This is a genomic window from Streptomyces filamentosus (assembly GCF_014654895.1).
Taxonomy (GTDB): domain Bacteria; phylum Actinomycetota; class Actinomycetes; order Streptomycetales; family Streptomycetaceae; genus Streptomyces; species Streptomyces filamentosus.
Genome location: NZ_BNBE01000002.1, coordinates 974,635 through 989,356, shown reverse-complemented (window position 1 = coordinate 989,356; position 14,722 = coordinate 974,635). Strand labels below are relative to the sequence as shown.

The following is a 14,722-nucleotide window of genomic DNA, read 5'->3' as shown; positions in this document are numbered from 1 at the left end:
TAGGGTGGGCGCCGGGCGCCGCGGGGAGCGGCGCCGGGACGATGGGAGGACGCGGACGTGCCGAAAGGCGTCACGAGACGGCGGCCGCGCACCCGGGCGGCGCTCCTGAGGGCCGCCCTGGAGACCTTCGCCGAGCACGGCTTCCACGCCGCCACCATCGAGCAGGTCTGCGAGCGCGCCGGCTACACCCGGGGCGCGTACTACTCGAACTTCGCCAGCAAGGAAGAGCTCTTCCTCGCCCTCTTCGACGAGCACAGCGAGCGGACGGTGAGCCGGCTCGCCGCCTCGATCGACGCGCTGACCGCCGAGGAGTACACCCTCACCCGGCTCGCGGAACTGGCCGCCGCCATCGAACCGGACGAGCGCGACTGGTACCTGGTCACCACCGAGTTCACCCTGCACGCCATCCGGGACCCGCAGGCGGCCTGGGTGCTGGCCCGGCACGACGAGCGGCTGCGGGCCGAGATCGCCCGCGGCCTCACCCTCGTCCTGCGCCGGGCGGGCCGCGAACTGACCGTGGACGCCGACCGGTTCGCCCGGCTCCTCATCGCCCTGCGCGAGGGCGGCCTCGCGCAGAGCTACGTGGAGCCGGAGGCGCTGCCGCCGGGCGACCTGGAGCGGCAGTTCCTGCCCGCGCTCCTGGAGGCGTCGACCCGGCCCGCGTCCCGGCCTCAGTCGAAGAGGTCGGGGTCGGACGCCGTGATCTGATCCCACAGCGGCCGGGCCTGGAACCAGCCGGCCAGGTGGCCGCCGATCTGCCCCCGGGTGAGCAGCGCCGTCTCCCGGTCGATGAGCTGCGGGGTCCCGGCCGCCATCGCGAGCAGCTGGGCCTGGCAGGACCGCTCCATGGTGACGAACCACCAGACCGCCTCGGCGACGGAGTGGCCCACCGTCAGCAGTCCGTGGTTCTTCAGGATCACCGCCTTGTGCGGGCCGAGCGCCTTGGCGACCCGCTCGCCCTCCTCGGTCTCGTTCACGACTCCCCGGTAGTCGTCGTAGATGCCGTGGTCCTCGAAGAACGCGCAGGCGTCCTGGGTGATCGGGTCCAGCGGGACGCCGAGGCTGGAGAACGCCTTCCCGTGCAGGGAGTGCGAGTGGGCCGCCGCGACCGCGTCGGGCCGGGCCGCGTGCACCCGCGAGTGGATGACGAACGCCGCCCTGTTCACCGGCCGCCGCCCCTCCAGGACCCGTCCCTCGTGGTCCACGAGGATCAGGTCGGAGGCCTTGATCTGGCTGAAGCTCATGCCGAACGGGTTGACCCAGAAGGCGTCCGGGTCGCCCGGGTCGCGCACGGTGATGTGTCCGGCGACCCCCTCCGAGAACCCGAACCGTCCGAAGATCCGGAACCCGGCGGCGAGTTGCTCCTTGCGGTACCGGCGCTCCTCCTCGACGCCGTCGAACGTCGGCGGCAGGGGGAGCTCCACCCCGTCGGGCAGCGGCCCGACGGCGGCGGCGAGGGCGGGCGGCACGGTGCTCATGGCGACTCCAGGGGGATGCGGAGGAAAGGGCACGGCGAGGCGAGAACATACCGACACGCATCCGATGCATCAATGCATCCGATGGATCGGGACGGCCCGAAAAACGATGGCGGCCCCCCCGCCGCCCGGGCAGGGTGGACCCCACGCGCGCGTGCGCCCCGTACGCGAGGAGGAGGACGCCCCGTGCCCGTTCCGCCCGGACCCCGACTGGCCCTGCTCGGCGGAGGGTTCTCCACCGACGACGACGGCCTCCTGGACGACTGGGTCCTCGGCCACGCCCGCGCGACGCGGCCCCGGGTGTGCTTCGTCCCCACCGCGAGCGGCGACGCCCCCGGCTACGCCGAGGAGTTCCTCGCCGCCTTCCGGCCCCGCCCCTGCGCGCCCTCGGTCCTGTCCCTGTTCCGGCGGGAGGGCGACGACCGGGCCCTGCGTTCCTTCCTCCTCGCCCAGGACGTCGTCTACGTCGGCGGCGGCAGCACCGCGAACCTGCTGGCCGTCTGGCGCGCCCACGGCGTCGACCGGATCCTGCGGGAGGCGCTGGACGGCGGCACCCTGCTGTGCGGCATCAGCGCCGGGGCGAACTGCTGGGCGGAGGGCTCGCACACCGACTCCTTCGGCCCGCTGACCCCGCTGCCCGACGGCCTGGGGCTGCTGCCCGGCTCGGTCTGCCCCCACTACGACGGCGAGCCGGGCCGTCGCCCCTCGTACCGGGCCGCCGTGGCGGGCGGTGCGCTGCCGGCGGGATGGGCCGTGGAGGACGGGGTGGGCGTGCTGTTCGCCGGAGGGAGGCCCGCGGAGGTGGTGACCCGCAGGCCGGAGGCCCGGTTGTACCGCGTGGAGCCGGACGGGGCGGGCGGGGTGGTGGAGCGCGCCCTGCCGGGACGGCTGCTCGGCCGGGGCGACGGCCCGCGCTCCCCGTGAGGCGCGGCGGGGGTCCCGGGCGGGCTTGCGGCGCGGGGTTTCCGCTGGCTACGGTCGCGACCACCACGCCAGAAAGCGCTTGCTGACCCTCTGTCCCCAACCCTCCGCCCCCCGCCCTCGCCCCCACCCCCAGGAGCCCCCGTGCCCCCCGCCGACGTCCTCGTCTACACCCGCACCGCCGGCTACCGGCACGACTCCCTCCCCGACGGCGCCGCCGCGCTCGCTGCGCTCGCCGCCGCGCGCGGGCTCACCGCCGAGACCACCGAGGACCCCGCCGCCTTCTCCGGGGCGGGACTCGCCGGCCGGGCCCTCGTCGTCCTGCTCTCCACCACCGGCACCGTCCTCACCCCCGGGGGCCGCACCGCCCTGGAGGCGTACCTGCGGGGCGGCGGGTCCCTCCTCGCCGTGCACGCCGCCGCCAACGCCGAACCCGACTGGCCCTTCTACGGCGAGCTCCTCGGCACCCGCTTCGCCGGCCACCCCCCGCTCCAGCCCGGCGCCGTCCTCGTCGAGGACCCCGCGCACCCCGCCTGCGCCCCGCTGCCGCCCCGCTGGGAGTGGACGGACGAGTGGTACGAGTACACCTCCCACCCGCGCGTCCCGGGCGCCCGCGTCCTGCTGCGGGCCGACGAGACCGCGTACGAGGGGGGCACGCTCGGCGACGACCACCCGCTCGCCTGGTGCCGGAGCGTCGACCGGGGCCGCTTCCTCTTCACGGCCCTCGGCCACGCCCCGGAGGCGTACCGCGACCCGGTCTTCCGCGCCCACCTCGACGGGGCGCTGGCCTGGCTGCTCGGCTGACGCACGCGCGCGTGGCGGAGGGCCGCGTCACTCCACCGCACCCGCCCCCTTGCGCCCGGGGCCGGGAAGCGGGAGGTTTCCGGTGGGGGACGACGCAGGAGGAGAAGGCCATGGCCATCGCCACCGTGAACCCCGCCACCGGCGAGACGCTGCGCACCTACGAGGCACACGGGCCGGACGAGGTGGAACGGCGGATCGCCGCCGCCCACGAGGCGTTCCGCCACTGGCGCACCACGCCGTTCGCGGAGCGGGCCCGGCTGCTGCGGGCCGCCGCCACCCTCCTCGACGAGGACACCGAGGACATCGCCCGCACCATGACCCTGGAGATGGGCAAGCCCCTCACGGCCGCCCGCGCCGAGGCCGGCAAGTGCGCCAAGACCATGCGCTGGTACGCCCGGCACGCCGCGGAACTCCTCGCCGACGAGCACCCGGCCGAGAGCGACGTCCGCGACTCGGGCGCCGACCGGGCCCGCGTCCACTACCGGCCGCTCGGCCCCGTCCTCGCCGTCATGCCGTGGAACTTCCCGCTCTGGCAGGTGATCCGCTTCGCCGCGCCCGCCCTCATGGCCGGGAACACCGGACTCCTCAAGCACGCCTCCAACGTGCCGAGGACCGCGCTCTACCTCGGCGACCTGTTCCGCCGCGCCGGCTACCCCGACGGCTGCTTCCAGACCCTCCTCATCGGCTCCGCCGAGGTCGAGGGGGTGCTGCGGGACCCGCGCGTGGCCGCCGCCACCCTCACCGGCAGCGAACCCGCGGGGCGGGCCGTCGCCTCCGTCGCCGGCGACGTCGTCAAGAAGACCGTCCTGGAGCTCGGCGGCAGCGACCCGTACATCGTGATGCCCTCCGCCGACATCGTCCGGGCCGTGAAGACCGCCGTCACCGCGCGCGTGCAGAACAACGGCCAGTCCTGCATCGCCGCCAAGCGGTTCATCGTCCACGAGGACGTCTACGAGGACTTCACCGAACGCTTCACCGCCGCCATGAACGCCCTCACCGTCGGCGACCCGCTCGACGAGTCCACCGACGTCGGCCCGCTCGCCACCGAGAAGGGCCGCGCCGACCTGGAGGAGCTCGTCGACGACGCCGTGCGGAAGGGCGCCCGCGTCCTGTGCGGCGGCGCCCGGCCCGACGCGCCGGCGCTCGCCGGCGGCTGGTACTACCGGCCGACCGTCCTCGCCGGCATCACCCCCGCCATGCGGATCCACCAGGAGGAGACCTTCGGCCCGGTCGCCACCGTCTACCCGGTCCGGGACGCCGAGGAGGCGGTGACCGTCGCCAACGACTCGCCGTTCGGCCTGAGTTCCAACGTGTGGACGCGCCGCGACGAGGACGTCGACTTCTTCGTCCGCGACCTCCAGGCCGGCGGCGTCTTCGTCAACGGCATGACCGCCTCCCACCCGGCGCTCCCCTTCGGCGGGATCAAGCGCTCGGGGTACGGACGGGAGCTGTCCGGCCACGGCATCAAGGAGTTCTGCAACGCCACCACGGTCTGGCAGCGGGCCTGAGCGGCCGCGGCGCCACTCCGGAAGCCGCCGGAGCCCGCCGGGACGCCCGGGGCCGCCGCCGTCCCGGCGCGGCCCGCCCGGGCCGTCACGACAGCCACTCCCGCAGCACGTCGTCCGCGCCGTACTCCTCGGCGTGCGCCCGGCGCTGCCCGTCGCACGCGTCGGGCAGCCGCTCCGCGTCGCCGACCGCCGGCCGCCAGCGCGCGTCGCCCGCGGCCCGGCGGGGCTCCTCCGCCACCGCCTCCGCGGCGTACGCGGCCCCGGCCCCGTCCGCCGTCGGGAACAGCGACAGGGTGTAGCGGCGGCCCTCGGCCAGCGGGTCCCGGAACTCCTCGTGCGGGCCGGCCGTCCGCTCCACGTCCACGACGGAGCCCGGGGCGAGCCCGTGGGCGTCGGGGACCGCGTACTTGTAGGCGGAGTCGAGCACCACCCGGGCCCGCACCCCCCGCTCCTCGCGGCCCGAGGGATCCGGCCGCCGGTAGGCCCGCGCCTCCCGCACCGTCCCCGCCACCAGCAGGTGGGCGTCCCCGGCGACGTGCGCGGCCGAATCCCGGCCGTACGAGCAGAAGCAGAAGGTGGGCTCGACGTGCGCGGCCTCGTAGAAGGCCAGTCCGGTCGCCCCGCCGGCGGCCGGCAGGACCCCGCCGAGCGAGGAGAGGACGAGCGCGCGCTTCTTCATGCCCGTCCAACGAACCGGCCCCCGTCCGGTCGCGCCCCGTTCCGGCCCACCCGACCCCGGCCCACCCCCACCCCACCCCGTCCCGCCCCGGCCCGGATTTCTCGGCCGGCCCGGCCCGGATCCCTCAGCCGTTCCCGCCCCCCGCGTCCGCGCCCACCCGTGCCGGGCCGATCTCGCACCACACCGCCTTGCCCTCGCCGCGCGGCTCCACGCCCCAGCGGGAGGCCAGCGCGTCCATCAGGAGCAGCCCCCGCCCGGAGGTCGCGGCCTCGCCCGGAGTACGCCGTCGGGGCCAGGCGCTGGAGCGGTCCTGCACCGAGAGCCGGACCCGCCGCACCGGCTCCGGCAGCACCTCCAGGGTGAGCACCGCGCCGCCCTCGGTGTGCAGCAGCACGTTCACCAGCAGCTCGCCCGTCAACAGCTCGGCGTCGTCGGACAGTTCCGGCATGCCCCAGTCCCGCAGCGCCTGCCCCACCGCCGCCCGCGCGTCCGACAGGCCCTGCGGGTCGGCCTGGTGGATGTACTGGTGGATGCGCGGCGCCCGGGGCGTGCCCGGGTCGGGGCTGCGCCGCAGCACGAGCAGGGCCACGTCGTCGCCGGAGCCCCACCGCTCCCACAGCCGCTCCGACAGGTGGTCGGCCATCGCCTCCGCCTGCGGCGGGCCGCTGCTGACCGCCTCCGACAGCGCGGCGAGCCCCGCCTCGATGTCGGTGCCCGGCTGCTCGACCAGCCCGTCCGTGCACAGCACCAGCGTCTCGCCCGGCACCAGGTCCAGCCGGGTCTCCGGGAACTCCTCCTCGCCGAAGACGGTGGCGAGCCCCAGCGGCATCCCGCCGCGCAGCTTCGGCTGTCCCACCCGGCCGTCGGTGTGCCGGATCAGCGGCCCGAGGTGCCCGGCCCGCACCGCCCGCACGGTGCCGCTCGCCAGGTCCACCTGCGCGTAGGTGCAGGTCGCGAAGCGGTTGGTGTCCAGTTCGGCGAGGAAGCGGGAGGCCCGCGCGAGGACCGTCGACGGGGCGTGGCCCTCGCCCGCGTACGCCCGCAGCGCGATCCGCAGCTGCCCCATGATCGCGGCGGCGTGCGTGTCGTGGCCCTGCACGTCCCCGACGACGATCCCGACCCGGCCGCGGGGCAGCGCGATCACGTCGTACCAGTCCCCGCCGACCTGCCGTCCGCTCCACGCCGCGTGGTAGCGGACGGCGATCTCCCCGCCGGTGATCTCCGGGATCCGGCGCGGCAGCATCGTCTCCTGGAGCCCGGTGGCCAGTTCCCGCTCCTCGTCGAAGAGGATCGCCCGCTGGAGCGACTGGGCGACGATCGCCGCGAGGCCGAGGGCCAGGTTCCGCTCGTCGGCGGTGAAGGCGGTGCGGCCCCGGTAGAACAGCGCCATGCCGCCCAGCGACCGCGCCTGCGCCACCAGCGGCAGGTAGCAGGCCGCGCGGAACGGCAGCCGTTCCAGGTAGGGCGCCAGCTCGGGGAAGTCACGGCCCAGCGCGGCGAACGAGGACACGAACCGGGGCCGGCCGCTCAGCACCGCCTCCGCCAGCGGCAGTCCCCGGTCGAGGCGCCGGGTCCGCAGCCCGTCGAGCACCTCCAGGCGGTCGCCGCTCAGTGCGATCACGTTCAGCGAGCCGTTCTCGACGAGCCCCAGCGCGAGCCCGTCCGCGCCCAGCCGGGCGAGGCCGCCCGGGCCGGTCAGCGCCGCCGTCACGTCGTCCACGGTCACCGCCCGCGACAGCGCGTGCGTGGTCCGCTCGACGATGCTCGTCTGCACCTCGCGCCGCTTCTCCAGCTGCTGCACGAAGGCCGCGTGCGACACCTCGGCGGTGGTGTCCCGCACCGCCCCCACGATCCGGTGCGCCCGCCCGTCCCCGTCCCGCAGGATCCGCGCGAGGACGTGCGTCCAATGGGGTGTCCCGTCGTCCTGCGGGATCGGGAAGTGCGTGCTGTACGAGGTGTCGCCGCCGCTCACCGCGGCCCGGACCACCCGGTCGAGCCGCATCCGCTCGGCCGGCTCCAGCCGCTCCACCAGCGTCACCGGCCGCCCGTCGAAGCCGCCGGGGGACACGCCGAAGACCAGCAGCCCGGTGGCGTCGACATCGATGGTGCCCGTGTCGAGATCCCAGTCGAAGCTGCCGGTCCGGTTCATGGCGAGCCACTCGGCGGGCCCGATCTCGCCACTGCGCGCACGCGGGTCGTCATCGGTCATCCTCCTCATTGTCGAACCCGCGCCCCGCCGACGCCATGGCTGCGACACGGTGTGCCGCGTCCGGCCCCGGTCCCCGGCGGACGCCCGGATGCGGGGCGCGGGGGCGGACACGAGAATGGCGAGTGCCGGGACCCCACCCGCAGAAAGCATGGAGGAGACGGCATGAACACTGAGCCCGACGAGACGTCCTCGACGGACGTGCCGACGCCCGACCGGCTGTTGCACTCCGGCGCGGAGGGCGAGTTCACGGCGGAGGACCTGGTCCTCGCCTCCGGCCGGGACGTGACGCCGGAGACCCTGGCCTGGGCCGAACGCAGGATGGCGGAGAAGGGCCGCGCCTCCCTGGACGAACTCCTTCCGTAGCTCCCCGCGAGCAGGGACCCGGGAGCGGCGCGGCACGCGGCGCCGCCCCGGGCCTTCCACATTTGTGGAACACGTTCTACCGTGACCGCCGTCGTGCCGGGGATGCCGACGCCGACAGCCGTCACGGGAGGCCGGGATGCACCTTCAGTACACGCCGGAACAGAGCCGCCTGCGCGCCGAACTGCGCGCCTACTTCGCGGAGCTGGTCCCCGAGGACGTGCACGGCCGGTACGGGGACCCGGCAGCCCAGAAGCGCTTCTACCGCGAGACGATCCGCCGCCTCGGCGCGGACGGCTGGCTCGGCGTCGGCTGGCCCGTCGAGTACGGCGGCCGCGGCCTCACCCCGATGGAGCAGTTCATCTTCTTCGACGAGGCCGCCCAGGCGGGCGTGCCGCTGCCGCTCATGGCGCTGAACACCGTCGGCCCGACGATCATGCGGTTCGGCACGGAGGAGCAGAAGGCGTACTTCCTGCCCCGGATCCTCTCCGGCGAGCTCGACTTCGCCATCGGCTACAGCGAGCCCGACGCCGGCACCGACCTCGCCGCCCTGAAGACCCGCGCGGTCCGCGACGGCGACGCGTACGTCGTCGACGGGCAGAAGATCTGGACGACCAACGGCGACACCGCCGACTGGGTCTGGCTCGCCGTCCGCACCGACCCGGACGCCGCCCCCCACAAGGGCATCACCATGCTCCTGGTGCCGACCACCGACCCCGGCTACTCCTGCACGGTGATCAACACCCTCGCCTCGCACGACACCACGGCCAGCTACTACGACGGCGTCCGCGTGCCCGTCACCCGCCGCGTGGGCGACGAGAACAAGGGCTGGCGGCTCATCACCAACCAGCTCAACCACGAGCGCGTCACCCTCGCCGCCCACGGCACGATGGCCATCCGCGCCCTCCACGACGTCCGCCGCTGGGCCGCCGACACGCTCCTGTCCGACGGCCGCCGCGTCATCGACCTCCCCTGGGTCCGCCGCACCCTGGCCCGCACCCACGCCCGCCTCGACGCCATGAAGCTGCTCAACTGGCAGATGGTGAACGCCGTCCACCACGGCACCCTCACCCCCCAGGACGCCTCCGCCGTCAAGGTCTACGGCTCCGAGGCCCGCCGCGACGCCTACGCCGCCCTCCTGGAGGTCGTCGGCGCGGCCGGCGCCCTCAAGGAGGGATCCCCCGGCGCCGTCCTCCACGGCGAACTGGAACGCGGCTACCGCTCCGCCGTCATCTTCACCTTCGGCGGCGGCAACAACGAGATCCAGCGCGAGATCATCTCCTGGATCGGCCTGGGCATGCCCCGCGTCCGCCGCTGAGCCGCGCCGGGGCGGGCCTCCCGGCGGCTCAGAGGGCGACGATCGTCGTCTCGGTCGCCTTCACGCTGGTCCAGACGGACACGCCGTCGGCGAGGCCGAGTTCGGCGGCGGCCTGCGGGGTGATCTCGGCGACGAGGTCGGGGGCGGCGGGGGAGACGACGAGGACGCGGAGCCGGCTGCCGCTGCTCGTGATCTCGCGCACGGTGCCGGGCCAGACGTTGCGGGGACTGCCGGCGGGCCTCTCGCGGTGCAGCGAGACGGCCTCGGGGGCGACGATCGCGAGGGCCGGGGTGCCGGAGGGCGGCGGTTCGGCGGCGACGAGGGTGCCGCCCGCGTCGAGGGCGAGGCCGTCGGCGGTGGCGGTGCCGGGCCAGGCGTTGCGGCCGAGCATGCGGGCCACCCAGGGGGAGCGGGGGTGGCGGGTGACCTCGGCGGGGGTGTCGTCCTGGAGGGCCCGGCCGCCGTCGAGGACGAGGACGCGGTCGGCGAGCGACACGGCCTCGACCGGATCGTGGGTGACGATGAGACAGACGCCGCCGAAGCCCGCCAGGTGGGTGCGCAGGGTGTGGCGGACGTGGGCGCGGGTGGTCTGGTCGAGGGCGGCGAGCGGCTCGTCGAGGACCAGGAGCCGGGGGCGGGCCGCCAGGGCGCGGGCGAGCGCGACGCGCTGGGCCTGGCCCCCGGAGAGCTGCGCGGGCCTGCGGTGCCCCAGGTGGCCGACGCCGAGCCGGTCGAGCCAGCCCTGCGCCTCGCGGCGGGCCTCGGCCTGGCCGACGCCCTGGGCGCGGAGCCCGTACGCGGTGTTGGCGAGGGCCGACAGGTGCGGGAAGAGGGCGCCGTCCTGCGGCACCCAGGCGACGCGGCGGCGGTGCGGCGGGAGGGCGGTGACGTCCTCGCCGCCGAGCGTGAGGTCCGCGTGGGCGCGGGGGGTGAGGCCGAGGAGGGCGCGCAGCAGGGTGGTCTTCCCGGCGCCGTTCGGCCCGACGACGGCGATGGTGGTGCCCGGTGCGGCGTCGAGGGCGAGGGCGGTGAAGCCGGTGACGTCGGCGTGCAGCGCCCAGCGACCGGTGGACGGGGCGGGCAGGTCGGGGCCGGGCGCCGGCTCGGCGGGGACGGCGTCCCCGTCCGGCGCGTGCCCCTCGTGGCGGGGGCGGTCGGCCGGGGTCCCGGTCCACCGGCCGCGCAGGGCGACGAGCACGCCCATGGCGATGGCGAGGAGGAGCAGCGAGACCGACGTGGCGGCCTCGGGCTCGTCCTGGAGGAGCAGGTACACCTGGAGCGGCAGGGTCTGGGTGGTGCCGGGCAGGTTCCCGGCGAAGGTGATCGTCGCTCCGAACTCGCCCAGCGCCCGCGCCCAGGTGAGCGCCGCGCCCGCGATCACCCCGGGCGCCACCATCGGCAGCGTGACGGTGAAGAAGACCCGGACCGGCGAGGCGCCGAGGGAGGCCGCCGTCTCCTCGTACCGGGGGCGCAGTCCGCCGAGGGCGCCCTCCAGGCTGATGACCAGGAAGGGCATGGCGACGAAGGTCGCGGCGAGGACGGCGCCCGAGGTGTGGAAGGGCAGGGTGATGCCGAGGGCGGATTCCATCCAGGGCCCGAGGAGGCCGCGCCGGCCGAAGGCGAGGAGCAGGGCCACGCCGCCGACGGTCGGCGGCAGCACCATCGGGAGCAGCACGAGCGAGCGGACGAGCGCCTTGCCGGGGAACGGCACCCGGGCCAGCAGCCACGCCAGCGGCACGCCGAGCAGCAGCGACAGGCCGAGCGCCCAGAAGGACACGGTCAGCGACAGCTTCAGCGCCTCGACGGTGCCGGGGGAGGTCAGGTGGCCGGCGAGTCCGCTCCATTCGGTGCGGACGAGGATGCCGAGGAGGGGGAGGGCCAGGAAGGCCACGCCGAGCAGCGCGGGCAGGGCGAGGGCGAGGGGCGGCCGGGCCCCGGAGGCGCGTACGCCTGCTCGTTTCATCGAAGTTCCCGAAGTTCCCGAAGGGTCTCTGGTGTTTCCGGTGCCCGGGGTGACCGAGGCGCCTTTGGTGCCGGGGACGCCTGTGGTCCTGAGGCGTGCCGTCGAGCTCTCCCGCAGACGGGAAGGCCGTCCGTTCCCCCGGGACGGACAGCCTCCCACGTGCGGGGCGGCCTCGGGCGCTACGGCTTCTGGAAGCCCGCGTCCTGGAGGATCTTCTGGCCCTCGGGCGAGGACAGCCAGGCGACGAACGCGGCGGCGGCCTCCGCGTTCTTCGAGTCCTTCAGCGTGGCGGCCGGGTACTGGGCGACGGCGTTCTGGCCGTCGGGGATCTCGACGGCGTCGACCTCGTCCTTCGCGCTCTCGGCGTCCGTCCTGTAGACGAGACCCGCGTCGGCCTCGCCGAGCTCGACCTTGCTGAGCACCGCGCGCACGTTGGGCTCCTGGGAGACCGGCTTCACGGTGATCCGCTGCGCGTCGAGGATCTTCTGGCTGTACTTCCCGGCCGGGACCTCGGGCGCGGCCAGCACGACCTTCAGCCCGGTGTCGGCCAGGTCCTTCAGCTCGTCGATCCCGTGCGGATTGCCCTCGCCGGTGGCGATGACGAGCCGGTTCCTCGCGATGACCGCCGGGGTGCCGGTGTCGGCCTCCACCTTGTCCATGCTCTTGGTGTCGGCGGTGACCAGGACGTCGGCGGGCGAGCCCTGCGAGACCTGGGCGACGAGCTCCTGCGAGCCGGCGAAGGAGAACGTCAGCTTCGTGCCGGGGTGGGACTCCTCGTAGGCGGCGCCCGCGGTCTTGAAGACGTCGGTCAGGGACGCGGCGGCGAGCACCGTGAGGTTCGCCGCGGGGGCGCCGCCGGTGGAACCGGGGGCCGGGGACCCGGCGGCGTCCTTCTCCGCGCCGTCGTCGCCGCAGGCGGCGAGCGGCACGAGCAGGGCGGCGGTCAGCACGGCGGTGGCGGTACGGCGTCCGGTGAGGGTACGGGGCATGGGCCGGGGCTCCTTGGAGGGAACGGAAGGTGCGGGGCGGGCCGGTCGCGCCGACGGCCGGGGTGGTGCGGTCCTGCGTGAGGGGCGGTCAGGTGCGGTCGATGTGCACGCTGGTCGACTTCACGCGGGCGGTGGCCTGCACGCCGACTTCCAGTCCCAGCTCCTCCACGGCCTCACGGGTGAGGAGGGAGACGAGGCGGTGCGGACCGGCCTGGATGGTGACCTGGGCCGCGACGTCGCCGAGCTTGATCGCCGTGACGATCCCCGGGAAGGCGTTGCGGGCCGAGGTGTACGGCACCTCGTCGTCCTCGCCGCTCTGCGCGAGCTCCGTGGAGAACGCCGCGAGCGACTTCCCGTCGATGACGCGCCGGCCGCTCTCGTCGCGGTGGGTGGCGACCCTGCCCGCGTCCGCCCAGCGCCGCGCCGTGTCGGGGCTGACGCCCAGCAGACGCGCGGCCTGCCCGATGGTGTAGGACTGCATATGCGACACGTTAGGGCGGTGTCGCTCTCATCTGCAACAAGCTTGTGGGACCCTCCATCGCGTATGAGAGGGCGGTTGGAGGAAGCGACGAAGTGGACCGCCCGCCGGTCTCACGCCTCGGACGGAAGCCCTTCGGGGGGGCGGGGACGGGCCGGTGGGAGGCGGGCCGGATTCCGGCGGAGGCGTGCCGCCACGGCCCGCCGTCCGCCCGCCGGCGGACGGTCTCCGGGCCCACTCCGAGCAGCCGCGCGGCCCAGCCCCGGGCGCCGTCCCCAGTGCCGGCCTCCGTCCCCGCCACCGGCCGCCGTCCTCAGTGGACGTCGCGGACGTACCGCCGCTCCGCCGCCATCCGCTCCACGTACGCGGCCGCCTCCTCCTCGTCCGTCCGGCCGTGCCGGGCGACGACCTCCCGCAGCGTCCGGTCGACGTCCTTCGCCGTCCGGGCCGCGTCGCCGCAGACGGCGAAGTGGGCGCCGTCCCGCAGCCAGGACCAGAGGACGGCCCCGTGCTCGCGCATCCGGTCCTGGACGCAGACCTTGGCGCGCTGGTCGCGGGAGAAGGCGGTGGCGAGCCGGTCGAGGTGGCCGCTCGCCAGGTGGGCTTCGAGCTCCTCGCGGTAGTGGAAGTCGGTGGCCTCGCGCTGCTCGCCGAAGAAGAGCCGGTTGCGGCCGTCAGGTCGGCGCCGGTGGCGCCCTTCGTGCACAGCCGCCCCGCGTTCCGGGGATGCACCGCACGCACGGCGCCGTGCCGCGCGGAGTGATGTCAGCGGTACTCGCAGAGGTACGCGGTGTCCGCCGCGACCTCCAGCCGGAAGGAGCTGTCGCCGGGCACCTCGAAGCGCTCCCCGGCGGCGAAGGTCCGCCAGTCGTCCGCGCCCGGCAGCAGCACCCTCAGGGCCCCGCTGACCACGTGGATGGTCTCCGGGGCGCCGGTGCCGAACTCGTAGGAGCCGGGGGCCATGACGCCGATGGTCGCCCGGCCCTCCTCCTGGGTGAACGCGATCGACTTGACCGTGCCGTCGAAGTACTCATTGACCGTGAACATGGACATCCTCGCGGGAATCGAGCAGCTGGAACGCCCGGACCCTCGCGTGCCGGCCACGGGCAGGGGCACCCTAATGGGCGGGCGGCCGGCGGCCCCGCCCGGTCTCAGCTGCCGGACGGGCCGGACCGGGGCGAAGGCGCGGTCAGGCGGGCGGACGGCCGCCGAAGGACCAGTCGTGGACCTCGATGACGTCGTAGCGGGCGGGGGTCCGCAGCACCGCCCGGGCCGCCGCCGCGTCCGGGGCCCGCACCAGGGCGGCGGTGCCCAGCCAGGCCGTGCCGTCGTCGGAGAGCAGGGGGCCGTAGGCGATCAGGTCGTCGCGGGCGGCCGGCGGGTCGGTGTCGGCGGGCTCGCCCGCGCCGAGGCCCAGCACCAGGAAGCGGTCGCCGCCCTCGCGGCCGCCGGGGAACTCCCACATGGTCCGCCCCAGGGTGTTGCGCCACCGCCGCAGCAGGACGTCCCGGTACACCCCGGCCTGGTGGTTCGGCTCGTCGAAGGCGAACGCCCGGGCGGCGGCCGCGTCCGGCAGGTCCAGGGCGTGCACGCTCCCCGTGCACGTCTCGCCCGTCGCGTCGAAGGTCGGGCCGCGCGCGATGAGCTGCTTCTCGAAGCCGTCCATGTACGCCCAGTGGGCCTCCAGCAGTTCCTGGCGCAGCGGCATGGAGCCGGACCGGTCACGGTGGTAGCAGAGGAATTCCATGGACCCAGGATGGGCGGCGGCGGCCGGTCGCGTCGACGGAATTGCGGACGGCGGGGCGAGGGGAGGGGGGCCCTGCCGTACGGGGCCCGGCGCGCGCCCTCCTTCCGTACGGACCCGGCGCGCCCTCCCGTACGGACCCGGCGCCTCCTGCCGTACGGACCCGGGCGCGTCCGGTCGTGCGGGCGCCGCGTCGGCCGCCGCCCGCCCGTACCCGTTCCGTTTGCGGAGCCGGGGCGGGCGGGTTTGAGTGGCGGGGACCCCCCACGCCCTT

Annotated in this window: 14 protein-coding genes and 1 pseudogene; 6 read left to right on the top strand and 9 right to left on the bottom strand. The window is 75.3% G+C overall.

Annotated elements, in window-relative coordinates; genetic code table 11:
* Positions 1-57: 57 nt before the first annotated feature.
* Entirely contained in the window at positions 58-708 is a 651-nt protein-coding gene (locus tag IE326_RS23355) for a TetR/AcrR family transcriptional regulator (protein ID WP_150226683.1), read from the top strand.
* Here IE326_RS23355 and IE326_RS23350 read toward each other — a convergent pair.
* Positions 672-1,478 carry a class II aldolase/adducin family protein gene (locus tag IE326_RS23350; RefSeq protein WP_150226682.1) on the bottom strand — a complete coding sequence of 269 codons (807 nt, stop codon included), beginning with the start codon at positions 1,476-1,478 and terminating at the stop codon, positions 672-674. The two genes, IE326_RS23355 and IE326_RS23350, sit on opposite strands and share 37 nt — an antisense overlap.
* A 183-nt stretch (positions 1,479-1,661) precedes the next feature.
* Here IE326_RS23350 and IE326_RS23345 point away from each other — a divergent pair, with 183 nt between their 5' ends.
* The 3 genes from IE326_RS23345 (at position 1,662) to IE326_RS23335 (ending at position 4,708) form a co-directional block, all read left to right on the top strand.
* Positions 1,662-2,399 carry a Type 1 glutamine amidotransferase-like domain-containing protein gene (locus tag IE326_RS23345; protein ID WP_229915583.1) on the top strand — a complete coding sequence of 246 codons (738 nt, stop codon included), beginning with the start codon at positions 1,662-1,664 and terminating at the stop codon, positions 2,397-2,399.
* Between the two features lie 141 nt (positions 2,400-2,540).
* Positions 2,541-3,200 carry a ThuA domain-containing protein gene (locus tag IE326_RS23340; RefSeq protein WP_150226681.1) on the top strand — a complete coding sequence of 220 codons (660 nt, stop codon included), beginning with the start codon at positions 2,541-2,543 and terminating at the stop codon, positions 3,198-3,200.
* A gap of 110 nt (positions 3,201-3,310) precedes the next feature.
* On the top strand, positions 3,311-4,708 hold the full coding sequence (locus IE326_RS23335) for an NADP-dependent succinic semialdehyde dehydrogenase (RefSeq protein WP_190042882.1): 1,398 nt from the start codon (positions 3,311-3,313) through the stop codon (positions 4,706-4,708).
* An 85-nt stretch (positions 4,709-4,793) separates the two neighbouring features.
* Here IE326_RS23335 and IE326_RS23330 read toward each other — a convergent pair whose 3' ends face one another.
* Both IE326_RS23330 and IE326_RS23325 read right to left on the bottom strand, forming a co-directional pair.
* Positions 4,794-5,387 (bottom strand): hypothetical protein, encoded by a 594-nt coding sequence (locus IE326_RS23330; protein WP_190042881.1) that lies wholly within the window; start codon positions 5,385-5,387, stop codon positions 4,794-4,796.
* 124 nt (positions 5,388-5,511) lie between these two features.
* Positions 5,512-7,596, bottom strand: a complete 2,085-nt coding sequence (locus IE326_RS23325; RefSeq protein WP_150226678.1) for a SpoIIE family protein phosphatase — start codon at positions 7,594-7,596, stop codon at positions 5,512-5,514.
* A gap of 162 nt (positions 7,597-7,758) precedes the next feature.
* Here IE326_RS23325 and IE326_RS23320 point away from each other — a divergent pair, with 162 nt between their 5' ends.
* Positions 7,759-7,959: a hypothetical protein gene (locus tag IE326_RS23320; RefSeq protein WP_030757749.1), complete on the top strand. Its 201-nt coding sequence runs from the start codon at positions 7,759-7,761 to the stop codon at positions 7,957-7,959.
* Between the two features lie 136 nt (positions 7,960-8,095).
* Positions 8,096-9,274 (top strand): acyl-CoA dehydrogenase family protein, encoded by a 1,179-nt coding sequence (locus tag IE326_RS23315; RefSeq protein WP_190042880.1) that lies wholly within the window; start codon positions 8,096-8,098, stop codon positions 9,272-9,274.
* Between the two features lie 28 nt (positions 9,275-9,302).
* Here IE326_RS23315 and IE326_RS23310 read toward each other — a convergent pair whose 3' ends face one another.
* The 6 genes and pseudogenes from IE326_RS23310 to IE326_RS23285 all read right to left on the bottom strand — a co-directional run bounded on the left by IE326_RS23310 (position 9,303) and on the right by IE326_RS23285 (position 14,451).
* Positions 9,303-11,237, bottom strand: coding sequence for an ABC transporter permease (locus IE326_RS23310; protein WP_190042879.1), 1,935 nt, complete (start codon positions 11,235-11,237; stop codon positions 9,303-9,305).
* A 179-nt stretch (positions 11,238-11,416) separates the two neighbouring features.
* Positions 11,417-12,226 carry a molybdate ABC transporter substrate-binding protein gene (gene modA, locus IE326_RS23305; protein WP_190042878.1) on the bottom strand — a complete coding sequence of 270 codons (810 nt, stop codon included), beginning with the start codon at positions 12,224-12,226 and terminating at the stop codon, positions 11,417-11,419.
* 88 nt (positions 12,227-12,314) lie between these two features.
* Positions 12,315-12,707, bottom strand: coding sequence for a TOBE domain-containing protein (locus IE326_RS23300; protein WP_190042877.1), 393 nt, complete (start codon positions 12,705-12,707; stop codon positions 12,315-12,317).
* Between the two features lie 310 nt (positions 12,708-13,017).
* Positions 13,018-13,377, bottom strand: a pseudogene (locus tag IE326_RS23295) (hypothetical protein); the annotation flags it as partial.
* Between the two features lie 92 nt (positions 13,378-13,469).
* Positions 13,470-13,751 (bottom strand): pyrimidine/purine nucleoside phosphorylase, encoded by a 282-nt coding sequence (gene ppnP / locus IE326_RS23290; protein WP_150226673.1) that lies wholly within the window; start codon positions 13,749-13,751, stop codon positions 13,470-13,472.
* Between the two features lie 142 nt (positions 13,752-13,893).
* Positions 13,894-14,451 (bottom strand): YciI family protein, encoded by a 558-nt coding sequence (locus IE326_RS23285; RefSeq protein ID WP_150226672.1) that lies wholly within the window; start codon positions 14,449-14,451, stop codon positions 13,894-13,896.
* Positions 14,452-14,722: the final 271 nt, after the last annotated feature.

What these genes read in the sequence shown, in the direction of transcription:
- IE326_RS23325 (WP_150226678.1), bottom strand. Translation starts at nt 7,596, where the DNA reads ATGACCGATGACGACCCGCGTGCGCGCAGTGGCGAGATCGGGCCCGCC.
- IE326_RS23285 (WP_150226672.1), bottom strand. Translation starts at nt 14,451, where the DNA reads ATGGAATTCCTCTGCTACCACCGTGACCGGTCCGGCTCCATGCCGCTG.
- ppnP (WP_150226673.1), bottom strand. Translation starts at nt 13,751, where the DNA reads ATGTTCACGGTCAATGAGTACTTCGACGGCACGGTCAAGTCGATCGCG.
- IE326_RS23320 (WP_030757749.1), top strand. Translation starts at nt 7,759, where the DNA reads ATGAACACTGAGCCCGACGAGACGTCCTCGACGGACGTGCCGACGCCC.
- modA (WP_190042878.1), bottom strand. Translation starts at nt 12,226, where the DNA reads ATGCCCCGTACCCTCACCGGACGCCGTACCGCCACCGCCGTGCTGACC.
- IE326_RS23330 (WP_190042881.1), bottom strand. Translation starts at nt 5,387, where the DNA reads ATGAAGAAGCGCGCGCTCGTCCTCTCCTCGCTCGGCGGGGTCCTGCCG.
- IE326_RS23350 (WP_150226682.1), bottom strand. Translation starts at nt 1,478, where the DNA reads ATGAGCACCGTGCCGCCCGCCCTCGCCGCCGCCGTCGGGCCGCTGCCC.
- IE326_RS23335 (WP_190042882.1), top strand. Translation starts at nt 3,311, where the DNA reads ATGGCCATCGCCACCGTGAACCCCGCCACCGGCGAGACGCTGCGCACC.
- IE326_RS23315 (WP_190042880.1), top strand. Translation starts at nt 8,096, where the DNA reads ATGCACCTTCAGTACACGCCGGAACAGAGCCGCCTGCGCGCCGAACTG.
- IE326_RS23300 (WP_190042877.1), bottom strand. Translation starts at nt 12,707, where the DNA reads ATGCAGTCCTACACCATCGGGCAGGCCGCGCGTCTGCTGGGCGTCAGC.
- IE326_RS23310 (WP_190042879.1), bottom strand. Translation starts at nt 11,237, where the DNA reads ATGAAACGAGCAGGCGTACGCGCCTCCGGGGCCCGGCCGCCCCTCGCC.